Origin of the sequence: Amycolatopsis sp. NPDC049159, from assembly GCF_040648295.1 — a bacterium.
GTDB lineage: Bacteria > Actinomycetota > Actinomycetes > Mycobacteriales > Pseudonocardiaceae > Amycolatopsis > Amycolatopsis pretoriensis_A.
On record NZ_JBEZDL010000042.1, the window covers coordinates 1 to 21007 of the forward strand.

Below are 21007 nucleotides of genomic sequence, written 5' to 3' on the forward strand. Positions count from 1 at the left end.
CTCCACTTCACATCCGGAGGCCTTCACCTGTCTGCACGACAGGCCGTCACCGGGTCACCTCAGCTCGGGACAACGTCCCTGAACATCACAGCTAGAGCCGCGGTCAGGCCTACGAGCAGCGCGGAGGTCAGGTGGGCACCGCGCGGCCGCCCGGGCGCGACGACCGTCAAAGCCGGAACAGCGGCGTCCCGTCGGGTTTTCGCAGGCCCAGCTGCAGGATCACCGGTGCCGACGGGCGGCGCGCCGGGATGAGGCACGGGGACGTCCGGCGGGCGGTCACCGTGAGCCGCGACCAGCCGATGCCCTGCAGGGTGCGGTGGGCCGGGTCGAGGACCATCGCCGCGCCGAAGTAGGCGCCGGCGGGGACCGCGATGCGGGCGGTGTTGCCCAGCACGACCGAAAACACCGTGCCCGTGCGGCCGCCGTCCTCCTGCAGCGTGAGGATCACCGGCGTGCGGACCTTCGCGGCCGAGTGGTGGCGCACGGAGATCTCGACGGTGCCCGAGGGCGCTCCGCCGGGCCGTGGCCACGCGGGTACCGGGGGCGGCCCGTCGAGCGCCCGGGCGACGAGCCGGTCCAGCAGGTTCGAAGCGGCGCCCTGGGCGAGCCACGCCAAGGCGCCGGTGTGCGAGTCCATGCGGCCTCCGCCGATATTCGGATGACGAACGGGCGCGACCCGGCGCAGAATTCCGGTGTGCCCGGTTGACGCCCTTCCGCTCGTGCCCCTCCTCGTACCAGACGTCGCGAAGCCGTCATCCGCTACGAGAGAGGACAATCATGCCCGCCATCCACGGCGATCGGGTGCGGCTGCGCCCGATCGGCCCAGCGGATCGCGCCCGCGCACGCGAAATCCTGGCCACCCCGGAGGTCGCCCGCTGGTGGGGCGAGCCGGAGTCGGAAATCGAGAGCATCTACACCGCCGAGGACGGCTTCCGCTGCTACATCATCGAGGCGGACGGGGTCGTCGTCGGGCTGATCCAGAGCTGCGAGGAGCTCGACCCGCAGTACCGCCACGCGGGCATCGACATCGCGATCGACCCGGGCTTCCACGGCCGCGGCCTCGGCACGGACGCCCTCCGCACCCTGGCCGGGCACCTGTTCGACCAGGGCCACCACCGCCTGACGATCGACCCGGCGGCGGCCAACGAGCCGGCGATCAGGGTGTATTCGAAGATCGGCTTCCGGCCGGTGGGCGTGCTACGCCGCTACGAGCGGGCGGCGGACGGCAGCTGGCACGACGGCTTGCTGATGGACCTGCTGGCGGGGGAGCTGAAGTGAGGGATCACCGCTTGTCCGCGAGCTCGCGGACAAGCCGGCCGACTCGCTCGAGGTGGCTGTTCAGCTCGGCGAACCCGCTGGTGAGCGTGCGATCGCACCCTGTGCACGCGTCCCGCAGCGCCTCCAGTTGTCGCCCCTGCTCGAGCTGAGCTTCGAGCGCGCCTTCGAGCAGCGCCGTCTGCTCCGCCAGGATCAGCCGGATCTCGGTGGAGCGATCGGCGCGGACCAGGCCGGACATACGGCTCACGGTATCGGCCCCCGCTCGCCGGTCAGACCGTGACCGCCGCTTGGGAAAGGCTCGCACCCAGGGCGTCCGCCACCCGCTGCACCGCCGGGGCGATGTGCGCCACCGCCTCGGCGGTCAGCCGCCCCGACGGGCCCGACACCGACACCGCCGCCGGTACCGGCGCCCCGGGCACCGCCACCGCGACGCACCGCACCCCCAGCTCCTGCTCGGCCTCGTCCAGCGCGTACCCCTGCGAAGCGATCCGCGAAAGCTCGACCGCCAGCAGGTCCGCATCGGTGAACGTGTGCTCCGTGTACGCCGGCATACCGGTCCGCGAGAGCAACGCCTGGACGTCCTCGGAAGGCAGGTGCGCCAGCATCGCCTTCCCCACCCCGGTCCCGTGCGGCAGCAACCGCCGCCCGACCTCGGTGAACATGCGCATCGAATGCTTCGAGGGCACCTGGGCCACGTACACGACCTCGTCGCGCTCCAGGACCGCCAGGTTCGCCGTCTCGCCGACCTCCTCGACCAGCTCCGCCAGCAGCGGCCGCGCCCACGCGCCGAACTGCATGCTCGCGTTCTCGCCCAGCCGGATCAGCCGCGCGCCCAGCGCGTACCGGCGGTTCGTGTTCTGGCGGACGTAGCCCAGGTCGACCAGGGTGCGGATCAGCCGGTGGATCGTCGGCATCGGCAGCCCGGACAGCGTCGCCAGCTCCGACAGGCTGGCTTCGCCGCCGGTGTCCGCGAGGTGTTCCAGCAGCTCGAAGGCACGCTGCAGGGACTGGACGCCGCCGTCGCGACCGTTCTTCTCCGCCGGCACGGTGGCCCTCCTTACGTCGGCGTTGAGCTTCCGCTATGCAGAAACTATAGTCCGGCTGGTAGAAAACCGTAGGGCCGTTATCCAAAGATCCGAACCCTCGAGGTGTTTCCCCATGTCTTCTGAAGTCCAGGTGCTGGGCGACCCGGTCGAGCGCGGCGACGAGATCCTCACGCCGGAGGCGCTCGCCTTCCTCGCCGGCCTCCACGACGCCTTCGCCGGCCGCCGCGACGAGCTGCTCCAGGCGCGGAGCAAGCGCCGCGAGGAGGCCCGGACCACCGGCAGGCTCGACTTCCTGCCGGAGACGAAGGAGATCCGCGAGAGCGACTGGCAGGTCGCCGGCGCGCCCGCCGCGCTGCGGGACCGCCGCGTCGAGATCACCGGGCCGACCGACCGCAAGATGACCATCAACGCGCTCAACTCCGGCGCGAAGGTGTGGCTGGCCGACCTCGAGGACGCCAACACCCCCCACTGGGTGAACGTCGTCTCCGGCCAGGTCAACCTCTACGACGCCGTCCGCGAGACGATCACCCTGGAGAGCGGCGGCAAGAGCTACGCGCTCAAGGACGTCGAGCACGCCACGATCGTGGTCCGCCCGCGCGGCTGGCACCTGCCCGAAAGCCACCTGAAGTTCGGCGGCCGCGAGGGCGTCGGCGCGCTGGTCGACTTCGGCCTGCACTTCTTCCACAACGCGGCCGAGCTGCTCAAGCGCGGCAAGGGTCCGTACTACTACCTCCCGAAGATGGAGAGCCACCTCGAAGCGCGGCTCTGGAACGACGTCTTCACCCACGCCGAGAAGGCGCTCGGCATCGAGCACGGCACCGTCCGCGCGACCGTGCTGATCGAGACCATCCCGGCCGCGTTCGAGATGGAAGAGATCCTCTACGAACTGCGCGAGCACGCCTCGGGCCTCAACGCCGGCCGCTGGGACTACCTGTTCAGCGTCATCAAGTACTTCCGCGACGCGGGCGAGAAGTTCGTGCTGCCGGACCGCAACTCGGTCACCATGACCGCGCCGTTCATGCGCGCCTACACCGAACTGCTGGTGCGCACCTGCCACAAGCGCGGCGCGTTCGCGATCGGCGGCATGGCCGCGTTCATCCCGAGCAAGGACCCCGAGACGAACAAGGGCGCCTTCGACAAGGTGCACGCGGACAAGTCGCGCGAGGCCGGCGACGGCTTCGACGGCTCGTGGGTCGCGCACCCGGGCATGGTCGAGCTCTGCAAGGAGGAGTTCGACAAGGTCCTCGGCGACCAGCCCAACCAGCTCGGCCGTACCCGCGACGAGGTCTCCGTCACCGCCGACCAGCTGCTCGACGTCGCTTCGACGCCGGGCGGCGCGACGGCGGCCGGCCTGCGCGCCGCGGTCGACGTCGGGGTCCGCTACATCGCGTCCTGGCTCGGCGGCAACGGCGCGGCGGCCATCCACAACCTGATGGAGGACGCCGCCACCGCCGAGATCTCGCGCTCGCAGATCTGGCAGTGGGTCAAGAACGGGACCACTTTGGACACCGGCGACACCGTCACCTCGGAGCTGGTCCGCGGCGTGCTCGCGGACGTCCGCGGCGAGCTGGCCGGCGAGCTCAAGCCCGAGCAGCTGGAGCCCGCCGTGGAGCTGTTCGAGCAGGTCGCGCTGGCCGACGAGTTCCCGGACTTCCTGACCCTGCCCGCCTACGAGCGGATCAAGTAGGTGCGTCTTCCCGAAGACGTCTACGCCGCCGCGGACGCGCGTCTGGCCGAGGCCGACGCGCGCGTCGCGGCGGCGTACCCGGGGGAGCGGCCGGGCCGGCAGCCGGTGCACACGGTGTACGTGCCGGCGTCGGGGTACCGGACGCGCCTGGTCGCCGACTGGGGCAAGCAGGCGATGCGTGTCTTCGTCGAGCACGAGGACCTGCTCGGGCTCGACGCGCCCGGGTACGAACGCGTGCGCGCCAAGCTGCTCACCGAGCCGATCGAGGACCTGCGGATCGACTTCGAGGACGGCTACGGCCGCGTCCCCGACGACGTCGAGGACGCCGCCGCGCTGGCGGCCGGGCAGACCCTGGCCACCACCGGCGGGACGCCGTTCTGCGGCATCCGGTTCAAGAGCTTCGAAGCGGCGACGCGCCGGCGCGGGATCCGCACCCTGGACCTGTTCCTGACCGGGTTGCTGGACAACGGGCCGCTGCCGCCCGGGTTCGTCGTCACGCTGCCGAAGGTGACGGCGATCGAGCAGGTGTCGGTGGCCGCGGAGATCCTGGCGCGCCTGGAATCCGCGTACGAGCTCGCCGAGGGGACGCTGCGGTTCGAGGTCCAGATCGAGACGTCGCAGTCCATTGTGGACATCGACGGGACGCTCGCGGTGCCGCGGATCGTGCAGGCGGCCGAAGGCCGGTGTTCGGGCCTGCACTACGGGACGTACGACTACAGCGCCGGCCTCGGCATCGCGGCGGCGTACCAGAGCATGGAGCACCCGGCGGCGGACCTCGCCAAGGGCCTGATGCAGGTCTCGGCGGCGGGCACCGGCGTCCGGCTGTCGGACGGCTCGACGAACAAGCTCCCGGTCGGCGACGCGCTGCCCGCGGCGTGGGCCGAACACCTGCGCCTGGTGCGGCGGTCCCTGGAACGCGGCTTCTACCAGGGCTGGGACCTGCACCCGCACCAGCTCCCGACGCGCTTCGCGGCGACGTACACGTTCTACCGCTCGGGGTTCGCCGAGGCGGTGGACCGGTTGCGCGCGTACGCGGAGAAGAAGGCCGGGGGTGTGCTCGACGAACCGGCGACGGCCCAGGCGCTGGCGGTGTACCTGCTGCGCGGCCTCGACTGCGGTGCGCTCGACGAGAGCGAGCTGTCGTTCGGGCGGCCGGAGCTGGAGAAGTACGCGCGGCGCGAAGGCTGAGCAGCGGCTGGGGAAGTGTCCCGGGGTGCCGTCCGGTGACCGGCGTCACTCACCGAGCCGGGCGCGGTCGGCGGCCTCGCGGCCCGCGCCCCAGCCTTCGTGGCTGCGCACGGTCACCGATTTGTGCACCACTTCGGGGAACCGGGTGCTGAAGGCCGACTCGACCTTGAGCTCGTGCGACGCCAGCACCGGCAGCAGCCGGTCCCGGTCCGGCGCCTCCGCGATCGTCGCTTCGGCGGCCTGGTCGAGCCGCTCGCCGATGCGGGTGGCGTAGGAGACGAGGAACGACTTCCGGAACGCCCGCGACCGCCCGGCCGGGTCGGCGATCATCGCCCGCGTCGCCTGGACGAGCAGGGACGTCGTCATCAGCTCGACGGAGTCCAGGTCCGCCTCGTCGCCGACGACGGTGACGAACCCCCAGCGCGGGTCGAAGACCGCCCGGCACCGGTCGGCTTTCGAGACGACGTGCACCAGCAGCGACTTGGCGTCGACGTACGGCGTGTCGAGCCAGATCCGGCGGGCCGCGGGCAGCTCGGGCGCGGCCTCGCCGGCCTCGACGAGCACGCGGTCGAGGGCGTACCGGGTCATCAGCTCCTGCGCCTTCGCCGAGAGGGCTTCGGCCTCGTCCGGGAACGAGCTCGACTCGGCCTTCGCCAGCAGCGCGCGCACCCGCCCGAGCTTCTTCTCGTCGACGGCGTGGTGCGCGGGCCGCTCCGGGGTCGCGGTCCCCGGCACGGGCAGGACGAGGGTGACGGGCGGCAGGGTCAGCAGGAAGCCGAGGGCCTCGATCACGGTCGTCAGCGCTTCGGCCGGGGTGAGGATGTGCTTGGCCGCCCAGTGGGTGAGGTGCGGGTCCGGCCACCACCGCACGGCGCCGACGTCTTCGAGCTGCTCCCGCCAGCGCGGGTGGACCGTCGCCGAGGCGAACTGCTCGACGTGGGCGGCCAGCGCGTCGAGCACGAAGGATCGGGCGAACTCGTCGACGTGGCGGCGAGCCGCCTGGTCCAGGTCCTCGGGCAGCCAGCCGCCCCGGCAGACCCGCGCGATGACCTGCTGCCCGGCCAGGTGCGCGCCCTCGGCCACCTCGGCAGGCAGTTCGAGGCCGGGCGCGAGCCGGTCCGCCGTACCCCGCGCGGTCCCGTGGGCGGCGGCGAGCAGCGTGTCCCGAGCTTCCTCGGCCGTCGGCACCGCCCCGGCCCACGAGACGGCTTCCTCGACGGCCACGCGCTTCCGTTTACCCACGCCCCGAGTGTGCCGCAGCGGTCCGCCCGCCCGATCACCCTCCCTCGTCGCCGGCGCGCAGGGCGAGGTAGACGTCGAGCTGGTCGGTGAACTCGGTCAGGTCCGCGCCGAGCAGCTCGCCCGCCCGGCCGATGCGGTAGCGCAGCGTGTTGACGTGGACGTGCAACGCCTTCGCCGCCCGCGTCGGAGAGCCCGAGCACTCCAGGAACACCCGGACCGTGTGCACCAGGTCCGTGTGCTGCTCGGCGTCGTAGGCCAGCAGCGGCCCGAGCACCCGGCGCCGCAGGGCCGCGCGCACCCCGTCCGGGGCCCCGGCGAGCAGCAGCTGGTGCGCCGCGACGTCGGCGGCGGGGACGACCACGACGCGGCCCGGCCGCCGGGCCGCCACCCCCACCGCGTACCGCGCGGTCTCCCACGCCTCGGTCCGCGGCGCCGGTTCGCTGACCCCGCAGAGGATCCGCGACGCACGGAGCAACGGTTCCACAGTGGACAGCTCCACTGTGGACGGCAACACGGTGGTCGCCGCGTACGACGTGTCCCCGGTGGACTCCAGCAGGAGCCCGTCCGGCAGCAGCTCCCGCAGCACGTCCCGGCTCTCGTCGCTGCCCTCGGTCCGCAGCGCGACGACCCGGGCTTCGGCGGGCAGCTCGGCTTCGACCGGCAGGGACCGCGCCCGCGTCACCCCGATCAGCCCCGCGAGCTCCTCCGCCAGCTCGGCCTGCGCCGTGCTCAGCAGGCCCCCGGCCGCGACCAGCCACGGCACGGCCTGGCGTCCCTCGACCGGGACCACGGTCAGCGGCCCGGGCTCGTGCGCGGCGTACCGGCGGACGACGTCTTCGGCGGGCAGCGGCAGCGGCCCGGCGCCGGCGATCACCCGGCCGAGCCCGGAGAGCACCCAGCAGGGCAGCCCGAGCTCCGCCGACGCGCGCTCCAGCAGCGTCTCGACCGGGGCGTCCGCGGCGGCCTGCAAACGTTTGCGCGCACTGTCGGACGCGGCGGCCAGCGCCAGCACCACCTGCTCGGTGATCACCGAAAACGACAGGTCGGTGGGCACTTCCAGCAACGGGATGCGGTGCCGCGCGCACGCGTCGACCACGTCGGCCGGGATCCCGCCGGAATCGGCGCCGGACGCGGCCAGCGCCGCCGCGCCCGAGCGGGCCAGCGCGGCCACGAACGGCTCGGCGTCGCCCGGGCGCCGCCACCAGAGCAGACCGGACAGCACCAGTTCGCCCGCCGACAGGTACCGTCCGGGGTCGGGCAGTTCCGTGACGTAGATGCGCGTCACGGGCCGGTCGAGCAGGTCGGCCCCGGCCAGCGGGCGCAGCCGCAGCCCCGGCAGGCCGAGCAGAGTTTTCACGGTCGTCATCAGGCTTGTAGGAAAGCACAAACGCGCCCCGGTCCGCTCCTGTGCGTTTCATGCGCTGTGCCGTTGCCGCTTGCTCCCCGTTGGGCGTCTACTGGTCTATCGCCCTCACCGAAGGAGCACGAGTGGAGTTCCTGCGTCCCACGACGCTCGCCGAGGCCCTCGCCGTCAAGGCGGAGCGGCCGGACGCCGTGCCGATCGCCGGCGGCACCGACGTCATGGTCGAGCTGAACTTCGACCACCGGCGTCCCGAAGCCCTGCTGGACCTGACCACGGTCGCCGAGCTGGCGGAGTGGTCCACTGTGGATGACCCGGGCGGCACGGTCCGGCTCGGCGCCGGCGTCCCGTACACCCGCGTCATCGCCGAACTGGGTGAATCCGTCCCGGCGCTGGCCATGGCCTCCCGCACGGTCGGGTCACCCCAGATCCGCAACCGCGGCACGGTCGGCGGCAACCTCGGCGCCGCGTCGCCCGCCGGGGACACCCACCCGGTGCTGCTGGCCCTCGACGCCCGGATCGAGGTGGCCTCCGTCCGGGGGACCCGGCTCCTCCGCGCGGAGGATTTCTACGTCGGAGTGAAACGCCACGCGCTGGCCGAGGACGAGCTGATCACCGCCGTCCACCTGCCCGCGCACGCCGGGCCGCAGCAGTTCGCCAAGGTCGGCACGCGCAACGCCATGGTCATCGCGGTCTGCTCCTTCGCGCTCGCCCTGCGGGACGGCGTGGCGGGTGCGGCCATCGGGTCCGCCGCACCCACGCCACGCCGGGCGAAGGCGGCCGAAGAGTTCCTGGCCGCCGAACTGCCGTGGGGCTCGGCCGAGGCGCTGCCCGACTCCCTGAAGCGCCGCTTCGGCGAGCTCGTCGCCGAAGCGACGTCGCCGATCGACGACGTCCGCGGCAGCGCCGCGTATCGGAAGCACGCGCTGGGGGTACTGGCGAGGCGTACGTTGACCTGGGCCTGGGACGACCACCGGACGGGGGAGCGCGCATGCGCCTGAATGTCACGATCAACGGCGAAGACCGCCAGGCGGACGACGTCTGGGAGGGCGAAAGCCTGCTCTACGTGCTGCGCGAGCGGCTCGGCCTCCCGGGCTCGAAGAACGCCTGCGAGCAGGGCGAATGCGGCTCCTGCACGGTCTACCTCGACGAGGTGCCGGTGTGCGCCTGCCTGGTCGCGGCCGGGCAGGCCGAGGGCCGCGTGGTCCGCACGGTCGAGGGACTGGCCGACGGCGACACCCTCGACCCGCTCCAGCAGTCCTTTGTGGACAACGGCGCCGTGCAGTGCGGCTTCTGCACCCCGGGCCTGGTCGTCGCCGCGCACGACCTGCTGAACCGCGTCCCCGACCCGAGCGACGAGGAGATCCGCGAGGCGCTCGCCGGCAACCTCTGCCGCTGCACCGGCTACGAAAAGATCCTGGACGCGGTGCGCGCGGTGGCGAAGGGTGGTGTCGCGTGAAGACCCTCATCGCGAACGCGGCGATCGCCACCGTCTCCGGCCCCGAGTACGCCTCCGGCCACGTCGTCGTCGAGAACGACCGGATCGCCGAAGTCGGCGAAGGCGTCTACACCGGCGAGTTCGACGAGCGCGTCGACGCCGCCGGCTGCCTGGTCACGCCCGGCCTGATCAACACCCACCACCACCTCTACCAGTGGGCGACCCGCGGCCTGGCCGCCGACCACACGCTCTTCGAGTGGCTGGTCGCGCTCTACCCGGTCTGGGGCCGCCTGGACGACGAGATCACCCACGCCGCCGGCACCGCCGGGATGGCGCGCCTGGCGCTGACCGGCTGCACCACCGTCGCCGACCACCACTACGTCTTCCCGCGCGACGGCGGCGACCAGGTCGCGGCGCTGGCCGCGGCCCGCCAGCGGATCGGCGTCCGGCTGCACGTCGTGCGCGGGTCGATGGACCGCGGCGAGTCCGACGGCGGCCTGCCGCCGGACAACCTCGTCGAGACGACCGAGGACGCGCTGACCGGCACCGAAGCCGCGATCGGCCGCTTCCACGACGACTCGCCCGGCGCCCACCTGCAGATCGCCGTGGGCCCGTGCTCGCCGTTCTCGGTCACCGAGCGGCTGATGTCCGGCGCGGCCGAGCTGGCGCGGCGCAAGGGCGTCCGGCTGCACACGCACCTCGCCGAGACGCTCGACGAAGAGAAGCAGTGCCTCGCCGAAGTCGGCTGCACGCCCGCCGAGTACGCCGACAAGCTGGGCTGGCTCGCCGACGACGTCTGGCTCGCGCACACCGTCCACCTCGCGCCCGACGCGATCCGCCGCTTCGGCGCGACCGGCACCGGCTCGGCGCACTGCCCGACGTCCAACGGCCGGCTCGGCGCCGGCATCGCCCCGGTCCGCGACCTGCTCGACGCGGGCGTGGCGGTCGGTCTCGGTGTCGACGGGGCCGCGTCCAGCGAGTCCGGCGGCCTCGCCGAGGAGCTGCACCAGGCGCTCCTGCAGGCCCGCCAGCGCGGCGGGCCCCGCGGCCTGACCACGCGGGAAGCGCTGTGGATGGGCACGATGGGCGGCGCCCGCTGCCTGGGCCGCGCGGCGGATCTCGGCTCGATCGAACCCGGCAAGCTCGCGGACCTCGCCGTCTGGGACCTGACCGGCCTGAACCACGCGGGCATCGCCGACCCGGTCGCGGCGCTGGTGCTCGGCACGACGCCGCCGCTGCGCCGGCTGTTCGTCGGCGGCAAGGCGATCGTCGAGGACGCCACCCTGCGCGAAGCCGACGAGTCCGCGATCGCCCGCGAGCTGGCGGCCGCGAGCGCCCGGTTGAGGGAGGCCGGATGACCACCACCGTCAGCACGCAGGCCGTCGACGGCGTCGGCACGTCGCCGCGGCGCCCCGACGGCACGGTCAAGGTCCGCGGCGAATTCGCCTACTCTTCGGACCTCTGGCACGAGGACATGGTGTGGGGCGTGACGTTGCGCAGCCCGCACCCGTACGCGCGGATCACCGCGATCGACATCACCGACGCCCTGACCGTGCCCGGCGTCTACGCGGTGCTGACCCACGAGGACGTCCCCGGCGTCAACCGGTACGGCCTGGAGCACTCCGACCAGCCGGTGCTCGCCTCCGACGTCGTGCGCTACCAGGGTGAACCGGTCGCGCTGGTCGCCGCCGACCACCCGGAGACCGCGCGCCGCGCGATGAAGCGGATCGCCGTCTCCTACGAAGAGCTGGAGCCGGTGACGGACTCCGAAGCGGCTGTCGTGGGCGAAGGCGCTTCGCTGCACGACGGCGGCAACGTCGTGCGGCACGTGAAGATCCGCCGCGGGCCACAGGACCTGGCCGCCGACGTCGTCGTCTCCGGCGTCTACGAGGTCGGCATGCAGGACCAGGCGTTCCTCGGGCCGGAGTCCGGCCTCGCCGTACCGGACACCGAAGGCGGCGTCGACCTGTACGTCGCGACGCAGTGGCTGCACGTCGACCAGCAGCAGATCGTGGCCGCGCTGGGCCTGCCGGTGGAGAAGGTTCGGCTGACGCTTGGCGGCGTCGGGGGCGCGTTCGGCGGCCGCGAGGACCTGTCGATGCAGGTGCACGCGTGCCTGCTCGCCCTGCACACCGGCAAGCCGGTGAAGATGGTCTACAACCGCGAAGAGTCCTTCTACGGCCATGTCCACCGCCACCCGGCGAAGATGTACTACGAGCACGGCGCCACCCGCGACGGCCGGCTCGTGTACGTGCGCACGCGGCTCTACCTCGACGGCGGCGCGTACGCGTCCTCCACCGGGGCGGTGGTCGCGAACGCCGCCACCCTCGGCGCCGGGCCGTACAAAGTGGACAGTGTCTCGATCGACTGCTGGGGTACGTACACGAACAACCCGCCGTGCGGTGCGATGCGCGGGTTCGGCGCGGTGCAGGCGGCGTTCGGCTACGAGTCCCAGATGGACAAGCTCGCGGCCGCCTGCGGCCTGGACCCGGTCGAGATCCGCGTCCGCAACGCGATGAGCGAGGGCGACCTGATGCCGACCGGCCAGACCGTCGACTCGGCGGCCCCGGTCGCCGAGCTGCTGGGACTGGTGCGGGACAAGCCGATGCCGCCCGAGCGGCCCTTCGACCTGCGGCACCTGCCGGGCGGGGTCTCGAACACCACGCACGGCGAAGGCGTCGTCCGCGGGGTCGGCTACGCCGTCGGGATCAAGAACGTCTGCTTCTCCGAGGGGTTCGACGACTACTCGACGGCCCGCGTGCGCCTGCAGCTCGTCGGCGGCGAGCCCGCGGCGACCGTGCACACCGCGGCCTGCGAGGTCGGCCAGGGGCTCGTCACGATCATGCAGCAGATCGTCCGGACCGAGCTGGGCGTCGACCAGGTGACGATCCTGCCGATGGACACCTCGATCGGCAACGGCGGCTCCACGTCGGCGTCACGCCAGACCTACGTCACCGGCGGTGCGGTCCAGGCCGCCTGCGGCGCGGTGCGCGCGAAGCTGCTGTCGCGGTTCGACCAGCGGGTGCGCGTGGTCGGCGGCAAGCTCGTCGCGGCCGACGGCCAGGTGCTCGCCGACCTGGTGGACGTCCTCGGCGACGACGTCTACGACGAAACCGTGGAGTGGCGGCACCGGCCGACGACCGCGCTGGACCCGGAAACCGGGCAGGGCACCGCGCACGTGCAGTACGCGTTCGCCGCGCACCGGGCGGTCGTCGACGTCGACGTCGAGCTGGGCCTGGTCAAGGTGGTCGCGCTCGACTGCGCCCAGGACGTCGGCAAGGCGCTCAACCCGCAGGCCGTGCTGGGCCAGATCCAGGGCGGTTCCGCGCAGGGGCTCGGGCTCGCGGTGATGGAGGAGATCCAGACTTCCGGCGGGAAGATCCGGAACCCCTCCTTCACCGACTACCTGATCCCGACGGTCCTGGACGTGCCGCCGATGAGCATCGACGTCCTGGAGCGCCCGGACCCGCACGCGCCCTACGGCCTGCGCGGGGTCGGCGAGCCGCCGACGATCTCGTCGACCCCGGCGATCGTGGCGGCGATCCGGGCCGCGACCGGGCTCGCGCTCCCGCGCGTCCCGGTCCGGCCGGAGCACCTCACCGGCACCTGATCAGCGCTTGAGCGACCAGTTCTGGTTGGCGTCGTCGTTGCAGCCCCAGAGTTCGAGCTGGACGCCGTTGACGTTGCCGGCGGGCTTGTCCCCGCCGGTGACGTCGACGCAGAGCCCGGCCTGGGTGATCGAGCCGTCCGCGGCGAGCTTGAACTTCTGGTTCGCGCCGCCGTGGCAGGTCCAGACGATGAGCTTGGTCCCGGCGGCGCTGGTGCCGCCGTCGGCGTCCAGGCACAGGCCGCCGGCCTTCAGCTCACCGGCACTGGTGAACGTCCAGGACTGGTTCGCGCCGCCGTCGCAGTCCCAGACGTCGACCTTGGTGCCGGGCGTGGTGACGTTGCCGTTGATGTCGACGCACCGCGAGGACGACGCACCCTGCAGGGGCTGCGCGGTGCCGGTGCTCGAGCCGGACGCGCCGGCCTTCACGCGGTAGATCACCGTGCTGTGCGAGGGAACCGCGGCGCTGATCGTCCCGGTGCTCGTGGTCAGCTCCTTCGACCACAGGTTGGTCAGCCGGTAGCTCGACGCGGCGGGCAGCCCGGCCGCGGCGGCCGTCGTCGAGACCGTGCGGGTGTCGCCGTTTTCGTTGAACAGCACCACGGCCACGTCCCCGTCGGACAGCGGTTTCGCGAGGACGTCCAGGCCGCCGGACGACGAGATCCGCCGGGCCTGCTTGCCCAGGGTGTCCTGGTCGACGGCGATGACGTCGCCGTTCAGGTACGTCGAGAACGTGGCGACGCTGGCGGAACGGAGGTCGGCGCCCGCGATCAGCGGCGCGGCCATCGCGGCCCAGAGCGTGAAGTGGGCGCGGTCCTCCTGGAAGTCCATGCCGTCGCCGACTTCGAGCATGTCCGGGTCGTTCCAGGCACCGGGCTTCGCGGCGGCCGCGAGACCGACGTTCTGGCGGTAGATCGAGTCGATGCTGCCCCAGTTGTTCGTGATGTCGCCGGTGGTGCGCCACAGGTTGCCGACGTCCGGCGCCCAGGTCGACGGGCTGAAGTTGCCCCATTCGCAGATGCTGTAGGCGATCGGGCGGCCGGTGGCCTTCAGCGCGTCGCGCATCGCGGCGTAGCGGCGGACGTAGTCCTGCTGGTTCTCCCCGGCCGGGCTGCCGCAGTTGTCGTACTTGAGGTAGTCGACGCCCCAGCTCGCGTAGCTGTTCGCGTCGGTCTGCTCGTGCCCGAGGCTGCCGGGGTAGTGCTGGCAGGTCTCGGAGCCGGCGCTCTCGTAGATGCCGAACTTCATCCCGCGCGCGTGGATGTAGTCGCCGAGCGCCTTGAGGCCGCTGGGGAACTTCGCGGGGTCGGCGACGAGCTTGCCCGCGCTGTCGCGGGTGCGGGTCATCCAGCAGTCGTCGAGGTTGACGTAGGTGTAGCCGCGGTCGCGCATCCCGGAGCTGACCAACAGGTCGGTGGTCTGCTTGACCAGCGTCTCGTTGATGTTGCACTCGAAGGTGTTCCAGGTGTTCCAGCCCATCGGCGGTGTCCGCGCGAGGCCGTTTTCGAGGGCGTCGGCGGGTGGGGACACGATTCCGAGGGCGGCTACGGCGGTGGCGAGGACAGCGAGGACACGGCGCATGGCAGCTCCAACCGACAGCGGTGGGGGAGGAGAAGAGCAGCTTCCGTGTCTCTTGCTGTGCGGTCAAGCGCCATCTTGAGTATTCGTGTTGGATTCCCGACTAAAGTTGTGTGTTCTCGTTGAGGAGCCGGCGAGCGACGTCGACGGTCGCCGCGCCCGCCACGGCCATCGCTTCGGTGTCGCGCAGCGAGCGGCAGAGCACGAACGCGCCTTCGAGGTTGTTGACGGCGGTGATCGTCAACGTCCGGGCGGCTTCGGTGCCGATGCCGAACTTCGCGAACTTCTCGGTCCCGGCGTCGATCCACGCCGTGAAGACGTCGGCGGTGGCCTGGCGCAGCGGCTCGTTGGTGCTCGCGACTTCCAGCGCGACGGTCGCGATCGGGCAGCCCTCGACGTAGTCGGTGGCTTCGAGCGTCGCGATCCCGGCGGCGAAGAAGGCTTCGATCCCGCTGATCAGGTCGGGCGCGGGCACGATGAAGAGGTCGAAGAGCTGGATGTAGGCGAGCCCGGAGGTGCGGATGACCTCCTGGCCGAGCTGCTCCTTGCCGCCGGGGAAGAAGTGGTAGAGCGACCCGAAGGGCGCGTTCGCTTCCGAGACGATCTGCTTGAGCCCGGTGCCGGTGTAGCCGTTGCGCCGGAACAGTTCCGCGCCGGCGGCCATGATGCGTTCCTTGGTCCCTGCCACGCCCCCATGATAGAGCGATCTATCCACCGCACTTTCACGTGAAAGTGCGGGGACGGCACTTTCCCTACGAAAGCTCCGCTCAGTGGAGGTCCCAGGCCGGGCCGGGGTCCTCGGCGTCGTCACGCAGGATCGTGCCCTCGATCAGGCCGTACGGCCGGTCCGCGGCGTAGAACACCTCGTTGTCGTTCTTCAGCCCGAACGGGCTCAGGTCGACCAGGAAGTGGTGCTTGTTCGGCAGCGACAGCCGGACCTCGGCGACCTCTTCGCGGGTCTCCAGCACCGCTTGCCCCATCGCGTACAGCGTCTGCTGCAGGGAAAGGCTGTGCTTCGTCGCGAACGTCGCCAGCAGCACGCGCCGGATCTCGCGGTGGCTCTCCGCCCAGTCGACGTCCAAGCCCTGGTAGCGCCACTTCGCCGTGACGGCGGTGGCGAGGATGCGGTCTTCGGTCTCGGCGAGCGTCGTGTACTCCTCGCGCGGGAAGCCGTGGAACTCCGAACCGGTGGACTTGAGCAGCGTCAGGCCGTCGATGCCGGACACCACCCACGCGCGGTCGCCCTGGACCGTCACGGCCGTCGTGCGCCGCTCGTCACCCGAGCGGCTGAACGCGTGGTCGTGCGGCTCGTCGCCGACCGCGATCCGGTCCCAGCCGTGCTCGTCGATCTTCACCCGCGCGCCGGTGATGTTCTGCTGCGTGCCGACGAAGTGGCGGGCCAGGCGCAGGCCGAAGTCCTCGATCTCGCCGACCGGCGCCTCCTTCGCGAAGGCGTACACGGTGTTCTTCTGCGTGTCGGTCGCGAGCACGCCGGCGTTGTCGCCGGTCAGGTGCGTCGCGGCCAGCTCACCGCGCAGCGACGTCGACACGGTGAGGTCCTTCAGGTGGTGCACGGGGCCGTCGCGGCGCACCGTGACCAGGCGGACCTCCGCCTTGCCGTACTGGTTGGGGCCCAGGGTGATGGCCACGGTCAGCTCCCTCGGTAGGTCGAATGGGCGAACGGGCTGAGCAGGAGCGGCACGTGGTGGTGCGCGGTGCCGTCGAGGATCCGGAAGGTCAGCGCGACCTCCGGGAAGAACGCGTCCGGGCCCAGGTAGGCGCCGGTGTCGAAGACCAGGCGGTAGACGCCGGGCTCGAGGGTTTCCGGGCCGAGGTCGCGGACGCGGCCGTCGTCGTCGGTGCGGCCGTCGGCAATCGGTTTCCCGTCGGCGGTCTCGAAGCGGACGGCGATCCCCTGGGCGGGGCGTCCCTTCGCCGTGTCGAGGACGTGGGTGGTCACGAGGCTCACGCGGTCACCGCTTTCGCGAGTCGGAGTTCGGCGATCTTGAGGAGTTCGCGCCCGGCGACGGCCAGTTCGGTTGCTGGGTCGTTGTCCAGGCGTTCGCGCAGGATCTTCAGCAGCTCGTCGCCGCTGCGGCCGCTGGCGCAGACGAGGTAGACGTGCCCGAACCTGGCTTCGTACTCGGCGTTCGCGGCGGCGAACGCGTCCGGGTTGTCCACACCGGACTGTTCGGAGCGCGCGAAGCCGTCCGCCGGCTTGTCCCCGATCCGCGGGTGCGCGGCCATCGCCTGCCGGATCTCGTCGCTGCTCAACGGCAAGCCGGCGGCGGCTTTGAGCGCGTCGACGTCGGCGTACGGGCGCCCGGCCAGCACGGCGTCGACCCACCGGGGCACGGCGAGGCACTCGGTCAGCAGCGGGCGGACGTCGGCGGTGTTGAACTCGGTGAGCAGCACGGCCTGACCGTACGTCGGCCCCGGAGTTCCGTCAACATTTTGTTGAAAGCGCTGGTCAGTCGGCTTCCCGGTTGAGGTAGTTGTAGACCGTGAACCGGGTGACGCCCAGCGCGTCGGCCACCGACGAGACCGATTTCCGCAGGCCGAAGGCCCCGCGTTCACGCAGCAGCCGGACCGCGCGCTGCTTGCCCGCGCGGTCGAGTTCGCCGAGCCTGGCGCCCAGTTCGCGCTCGACGTCGGCGATCAGCCGGGCCAGCGCGTCGTTCAGCTCGACGACCGGCGCGCCCCCGGGGTCGTCGGCCCGGCGCAGCTGCAGCGTGACGCGGGTGGCGCCGCCGTCCAAGGCCGCCTTCGCGATCGACGGCAGGGCCTCGAGCAGCTCCTTCGCCTCGCCGCGGGCGAGGGTGCCGAGCGGCCCGAAGTCGGTGTCCAGCCCCGCTTCCGCGGCGGCGTCGCGAGCGGCGACGGCGTGCTCGGGGGGCGAACCTTCGCCGTGGAACGGTTCGCTGGTGAACTCCGCTTCAAGCCGCACGGGTCGACCGTAACGCGCCGCGTCCGTCGTTGACGAGCGGCGCGCGCCGTGGTTACTGTCGTTGTGCGAAACCGTCTTTCCGTTCTGTGGAATCGATGGTGCTCATCCTCCCGGCGAAGGGCTTTCGGATGGATCTTGTGGTGCGCGCCGCACGGGCCGTGACGGCCGAGGGCGAAGTTCCCGTGACGCTCGGCGTCGACGGCGGCCGGATCGTCGCGGTCGAACCCGGCGGCGCTTCGCTGTCCGGCGACCGCGTCCTCGACCTCGGCGGCGACGTCGTGCTGCTGCCGGGACTCGTCGACACGCACGTCCACGTCAACGACCCCGGCCGCGCCGAGTGGGAGGGCTTCGAGACGGCGACCCGCGCGGCCGCCGCGGGCGGGGTGACCACGATCGTGGACATGCCGCTGAACAGCCTGCCGCCGACCGTCGACGTGGCCGCGCTGGAGGTCAAGCGCAAGGCGGCGGCCGGCCGGGTGCACGTCGACGTCGGCTTCTGGGGCGGCGCGATCCCGGGCAACGTCACGGATCTCCGCGGCCTGCACGACGCCGGCGTGTTCGGCTTCAAGTGCTTCCTGCTGCACTCCGGCGTCGACGAGTTCCCGCCGCTCGACCCGGCCGGGCTCGACGAAGCGTTGCGGGAGCTGAGTTCCTTCGACGCGCTGATGATCGTCCACGCCGAGGACGCGCACGAGATCGGCGCGGCGCCGGAGCCGCACGGCGGTCGTTATGTCGACTTCCTGCACTCGCGGCCGCGGCAGGCGGAGAACCTCGCGATCACGCACGTGATCGAGGCGGCCCGCCGCACTTCCGCGCGGGCGCACATCCTGCACCTGTCCTCTTCGGACGCCCTGCCGCTGATCGCCGCGGCCCGCCGTGACGGCGTGGCGCTGACGGCGGAAACGTGCCCGCACTACCTGAGCTTCGTCGCCGAGGAGATCCGCGACGGCGCGACGCAGTTCAAGTGCTGCCCGCCGATCCGCGAGGCGGCCAACCGCGAGCGGCTCTGGCAGGGGCTCGCCGACGGCGTGATCGACACGATCGTCAGCGACCACTCGCCGTGCACGCCGGAGCTGAAGCGCTTCGACAGCGGCGACTTCGGCGAGGCGTGGGGCGGGATTTCCAGCCTGCAGCTGGGCCTGCCGGCGATCTGGACGCAGGCGCGGCAGCGCGGGTTCGCGCTCACCGACGTCATCCGCTGGATGGCCGAGCGCCCGGCCGCGCAGGCCGGGATGCGCCGCAAGGGCCACCTCGCGGTGGGCTACGACGCCGACTTCTGCGTGTTCGCGCCGGACGAGGCGTTCGTCGTCGACGTCGCGAAGTTGAAGCACCGCAACCCGGTGAGCGCCTACGACCGCCGTCCGCTGGCCGGCGTGGTGCGCTCGACGTGGCTGCGGGGCACCGAAATCACCGGCGACGCGCCGCACGGCGCGCTGCTGACCCGGGGGAACTGCTGAAATGGAGGCTGTGGTGTCCGACCGTCCTGAGTGGACAGAACTGCCCGACCTCGCGTCCCGGCGCTTCGGCGGGACCGTGATGTGGGCGACCGACGAGCTGTTCGCCGAGAAGGAGAACCTGGTCAACCCGTGGGTCCCGGCCCACCGCGCGGAGACGTTCGGCCCCAAGGGCCAGGTCTACGACGGCTGGGAAACCCGCCGCCACCGCGAACCGGGCGACGACCAGGCGATCCTCCGGCTCGGCCTGGCGGGCACGGTCACCGGCGTCATCGTGGACACGGCGTTCTTCAAGGGCAACTACCCGCCGCACGTCTCGGTGGAGGCGACCTCGGTCCCGGGCTACCCCTCGGCGGCGGAGCTGGCGTCGGCCGACTGGGACGTCCTGGTCGACCGAGCCCCGGCGGCCGGCCACACGGAGAACTTCTACGCGATCAACGGTTCCCGCCGGTACACGCACGTACGCCTGACGCAGCACCCGGACGGCGGCGTCGCCCGCCTGCGCGTCCACGGCCTGCCGATCCCGGACCCGGACCTGCTCGATCTCGATGCGCTCGACCTGGCGGCCCTGGAGAACGGTGCGGTGGTCACGGGCTGCAGCAACAAGTTCTATTCGTCGCCGAACAACCTGCTGTCCCCGGGCCTGGCGGCCCACCAGGCGGAGGGCTGGGAGACGGCCCGCCGCCGCGACGCCGGCAACGACTGGGTGACGCTGCGCCTGGCGGGCGCGGGCATCGTCCGCTTCGCGGAACTGGACACGAGCAACCTGAAGGGCAACGCCCCGGGCTGGGCGTCGGTCAGCGGCCGCGACACGTACGGCGAGTGGGTGGACCTGCTCCCGAAGACGCGCCTGCAACCGGACACCCGCCACCGCTTCGCCGTGAAGGACGCCCCGGAGGTGACGGAGGCCCGCCTGGACATCTACCCGGACGGCGGCCTGGCCCGCCTGCGGCTCTTCGGCCGCCTCACGGAGGCGGGCCGCACGAACCTGAAGGCGCGGTTCTCGAAGACGCGCTAGCTCAGAGTGCTGTCCACGATGTAGACGGGCCGCAGCGGGAGAAGGCGCTTGTACTCGAGGCTGAACTTGTCGTAGTGCTCGAAGATCAGCTTGACCAGCTGGCGGCCGTTGATCAGGCGGAGGTTCTGGCGGTGCCGTTCTTCGTGCTGCGCGTCGGCGGAATAGCTGCCCAGTGTGACGAACAAGCCGAGCTCGGACCCGCCGGCCGCGAGTGTCCCGGTCAGCTGCTGAACCTCGGGGCGGCCGATCGACGAGGTCGTGCGCTTGCACTGCACCTTGACGATCGGTGGCTCCAGCAGGAGCGGGTCGTGCGAGGCCAGGATGTCGTAGCCGCCGTCCCGTGAAGGGCTCGTCACCTCGGTCCGGTACCCCATGGCCCCGAGGAGGTGGGCGACGAAGTGCTCGAAGCCGATCCCCTCGAGCTTGGTCATCAGGGTCTCGATGATGAAGTCGCGGGTGTAGGTCTCGATCCGTTCGGGATCGGGCTGATCCGCGGCTTCGTCCGCGGCGGCTTCGGGTTCGGCTTCGACCACTGACGGGGTCGTGGCCGAAGTCGCGCCGTCGAGGAAGTCGAGGAACTCCTGGCTGCGGACGAGCATCCCCTGCACGACGTTCTCCCAGAGCGCGCGCTACGAAATCGGCTCGGCCGTGACCGTGTTCCAGGTCAAGCAGTGATGCGGCCGATGTTGATCGTGCTGTCCGGCTTGTACGGGTAGATCACGAGATCCCCGGGCCGCATCCGGTGCCGGAAGGAAAGCAGCGTCCCGGCGGTGACCGGGATGGCGCCCGGCTTGAGGTACGGACGTTTCCGGGCGACCCGTTCTTTCGCGTCCTCGCGATCGTCCTTGAGATCGGTGAGATCCCCGAGGTCGTCCCAGCCGATCGACACGAATCCGTTCGCGACCAGGTCCAGTTGGGGCTGGTCGTTGTGGACGCCCCAAATCGTCGTCATGGGGTCACGCTAGCTGTTCGCCCCGGGCCGGTTGAGGTAGGCCGAAGCCAGCGCGAGGACGCAGGCGCAGCCGACGATCGCACTGACCCACCACGGCAGGCCGGTCACGACGCTCCAGACGAAGCCCGCCGCCGCCAGCAGGGCGACGAGGAGGTTGCGGAACTGCAGCGGCGTCGGTTTGGCCATGCCGCCAGCCTCTCACGGCCCGCTGC

The 21007-nt window shown here is 71.8% G+C and carries 23 protein-coding genes; 9 read left to right on the forward strand and 14 right to left on the reverse strand.

Features of this window, described 5'->3' with window-relative positions; all coding sequences use genetic code 11:
- Positions 1 to 166 precede the first annotated feature (166 nt).
- Positions 167 to 637 (reverse strand): hypothetical protein, encoded by a 471-nt coding sequence (locus tag AB0B33_RS44920; RefSeq protein ID WP_360783836.1) that lies wholly within the window; start codon positions 635 to 637, stop codon positions 167 to 169.
- A gap of 140 nt (positions 638 to 777) precedes the next feature.
- On the opposite strand from AB0B33_RS44920, the gene AB0B33_RS44925 reads away from it, so the two are divergent.
- Entirely contained in the window at positions 778 to 1278 is a 501-nt protein-coding gene (locus tag AB0B33_RS44925; RefSeq protein WP_360783839.1) for a GNAT family protein, read from the forward strand.
- Between the two features lie 4 nt (positions 1279 to 1282).
- Here the strand turns inward: AB0B33_RS44925 and AB0B33_RS44930 are convergent, their stop codons facing one another.
- Both AB0B33_RS44930 and AB0B33_RS44935 read right to left on the reverse strand, forming a co-directional pair.
- Positions 1283 to 1516, reverse strand: a complete 234-nt coding sequence (locus AB0B33_RS44930) for a hypothetical protein (protein WP_360783842.1) — start codon at positions 1514 to 1516, stop codon at positions 1283 to 1285.
- 31 nt (positions 1517 to 1547) lie between these two features.
- Positions 1548 to 2324 carry an IclR family transcriptional regulator gene (locus AB0B33_RS44935; RefSeq protein WP_360783845.1) on the reverse strand — a complete coding sequence of 259 codons (777 nt, stop codon included), beginning with the start codon at positions 2322 to 2324 and terminating at the stop codon, positions 1548 to 1550.
- 112 nt (positions 2325 to 2436) lie between these two features.
- Here AB0B33_RS44935 and aceB point away from each other — a divergent pair, with 112 nt between their 5' ends.
- Together aceB and AB0B33_RS44945 are read left to right on the forward strand one after the other, a co-directional pair.
- Positions 2437 to 4011, forward strand: coding sequence for a malate synthase A (gene aceB / locus AB0B33_RS44940; RefSeq protein ID WP_247013075.1), 1575 nt, complete (start codon positions 2437 to 2439; stop codon positions 4009 to 4011).
- Positions 4012 to 5199 (forward strand): aldolase, encoded by a 1188-nt coding sequence (locus tag AB0B33_RS44945; RefSeq protein WP_360783848.1) that lies wholly within the window; start codon positions 4012 to 4014, stop codon positions 5197 to 5199. It begins immediately after the preceding gene.
- Positions 5200 to 5244: 45 nt separating this feature from the next.
- Here the strand turns inward: AB0B33_RS44945 and AB0B33_RS44950 are convergent, their stop codons facing one another.
- Complete coding sequence (locus AB0B33_RS44950) at positions 5245 to 6441, reverse strand: DUF2786 domain-containing protein (RefSeq protein ID WP_360783851.1); 1197 nt, start codon at positions 6439 to 6441, stop codon at positions 5245 to 5247.
- Positions 6442 to 6475: 34 nt separating this feature from the next.
- Complete coding sequence (locus AB0B33_RS44955; RefSeq protein WP_360783854.1) at positions 6476 to 7807, reverse strand: PucR family transcriptional regulator ligand-binding domain-containing protein; 1332 nt, start codon at positions 7805 to 7807, stop codon at positions 6476 to 6478.
- 122 nt (positions 7808 to 7929) lie between these two features.
- Here AB0B33_RS44955 and AB0B33_RS44960 point away from each other — a divergent pair, with 122 nt between their 5' ends.
- Genes AB0B33_RS44960 through pucD form a run of 4 tightly spaced genes read left to right on the forward strand, consistent with a single transcriptional unit; the run spans position 7930 to position 12849 of the window.
- The gene (locus AB0B33_RS44960; protein ID WP_360783857.1) at positions 7930 to 8802 is read left to right on the forward strand and encodes an FAD binding domain-containing protein; all 873 of its coding nucleotides are present in this window, start codon (positions 7930 to 7932) and stop codon (positions 8800 to 8802) included.
- Positions 8793 to 9260 carry a (2Fe-2S)-binding protein gene (locus AB0B33_RS44965; protein ID WP_247013065.1) on the forward strand — a complete coding sequence of 156 codons (468 nt, stop codon included), beginning with the start codon at positions 8793 to 8795 and terminating at the stop codon, positions 9258 to 9260. Before AB0B33_RS44960 ends, AB0B33_RS44965 begins: the two co-directional genes overlap by 10 nt.
- Complete coding sequence (locus AB0B33_RS44970; protein WP_247013063.1) at positions 9257 to 10597, forward strand: 8-oxoguanine deaminase; 1341 nt, start codon at positions 9257 to 9259, stop codon at positions 10595 to 10597. Before AB0B33_RS44965 ends, AB0B33_RS44970 begins: the two co-directional genes overlap by 4 nt.
- Positions 10594 to 12849, forward strand: coding sequence for a xanthine dehydrogenase subunit D (gene pucD / locus AB0B33_RS44975; protein WP_360783860.1), 2256 nt, complete (start codon positions 10594 to 10596; stop codon positions 12847 to 12849). Before AB0B33_RS44970 ends, pucD begins: the two co-directional genes overlap by 4 nt.
- Here pucD and AB0B33_RS44980 read toward each other — a convergent pair whose 3' ends face one another.
- From AB0B33_RS44980 to AB0B33_RS45005, 6 genes are all read right to left on the reverse strand, one after another.
- Positions 12850 to 14427, reverse strand: coding sequence for an alpha-galactosidase (locus AB0B33_RS44980; protein WP_360783863.1), 1578 nt, complete (start codon positions 14425 to 14427; stop codon positions 12850 to 12852).
- 100 nt (positions 14428 to 14527) lie between these two features.
- Entirely contained in the window at positions 14528 to 15088 is a 561-nt protein-coding gene (locus tag AB0B33_RS44985; protein ID WP_247025251.1) for a TetR/AcrR family transcriptional regulator, read from the reverse strand.
- A 103-nt stretch (positions 15089 to 15191) separates the two neighbouring features.
- Positions 15192 to 16073, reverse strand: a complete 882-nt coding sequence (gene pucL, locus AB0B33_RS44990; RefSeq protein WP_360783866.1) for a factor-independent urate hydroxylase — start codon at positions 16071 to 16073, stop codon at positions 15192 to 15194.
- A 2-nt stretch (positions 16074 to 16075) separates the two neighbouring features.
- A complete protein-coding gene (gene uraH, locus AB0B33_RS44995; RefSeq protein ID WP_360783869.1) occupies positions 16076 to 16393 on the reverse strand; it encodes a hydroxyisourate hydrolase in 318 nt (105 codons plus the stop codon).
- Positions 16390 to 16839, reverse strand: coding sequence for a 2-oxo-4-hydroxy-4-carboxy-5-ureidoimidazoline decarboxylase (locus tag AB0B33_RS45000; protein ID WP_360783872.1), 450 nt, complete (start codon positions 16837 to 16839; stop codon positions 16390 to 16392). Before AB0B33_RS45000 ends, uraH begins: the two co-directional genes overlap by 4 nt.
- A 55-nt stretch (positions 16840 to 16894) precedes the next feature.
- A complete protein-coding gene (locus AB0B33_RS45005; RefSeq protein ID WP_360783875.1) occupies positions 16895 to 17371 on the reverse strand; it encodes a helix-turn-helix domain-containing protein in 477 nt (158 codons plus the stop codon).
- Between the two features lie 128 nt (positions 17372 to 17499).
- On the opposite strand from AB0B33_RS45005, the gene allB reads away from it, so the two are divergent.
- Together allB and alc are read left to right on the forward strand one after the other, a co-directional pair.
- Positions 17500 to 18828 (forward strand): allantoinase AllB, encoded by a 1329-nt coding sequence (allB, locus tag AB0B33_RS45010; RefSeq protein WP_360783878.1) that lies wholly within the window; start codon positions 17500 to 17502, stop codon positions 18826 to 18828.
- A gap of 1 nt (position 18829) precedes the next feature.
- Positions 18830 to 19843: an allantoicase gene (gene alc, locus AB0B33_RS45015; RefSeq protein ID WP_360783881.1), complete on the forward strand. Its 1014-nt coding sequence runs from the start codon at positions 18830 to 18832 to the stop codon at positions 19841 to 19843.
- Here the strand turns inward: alc and AB0B33_RS45020 are convergent.
- The 3 genes from AB0B33_RS45020 to AB0B33_RS45030 form a co-directional block, all read right to left on the reverse strand.
- Entirely contained in the window at positions 19840 to 20442 is a 603-nt protein-coding gene (locus AB0B33_RS45020) for a restriction endonuclease (RefSeq protein WP_360783961.1), read from the reverse strand. The genes alc and AB0B33_RS45020 overlap by 4 nt on opposite strands.
- 65 nt (positions 20443 to 20507) lie before the next feature.
- On the reverse strand, positions 20508 to 20795 hold the full coding sequence (locus AB0B33_RS45025; protein WP_360783883.1) for a hypothetical protein: 288 nt from the start codon (positions 20793 to 20795) through the stop codon (positions 20508 to 20510).
- 9 nt (positions 20796 to 20804) lie between these two features.
- The gene (locus AB0B33_RS45030) at positions 20805 to 20981 is read right to left on the reverse strand and encodes a hypothetical protein (protein WP_360783886.1); all 177 of its coding nucleotides are present in this window, start codon (positions 20979 to 20981) and stop codon (positions 20805 to 20807) included.
- Positions 20982 to 21007 lie beyond the last annotated feature (26 nt).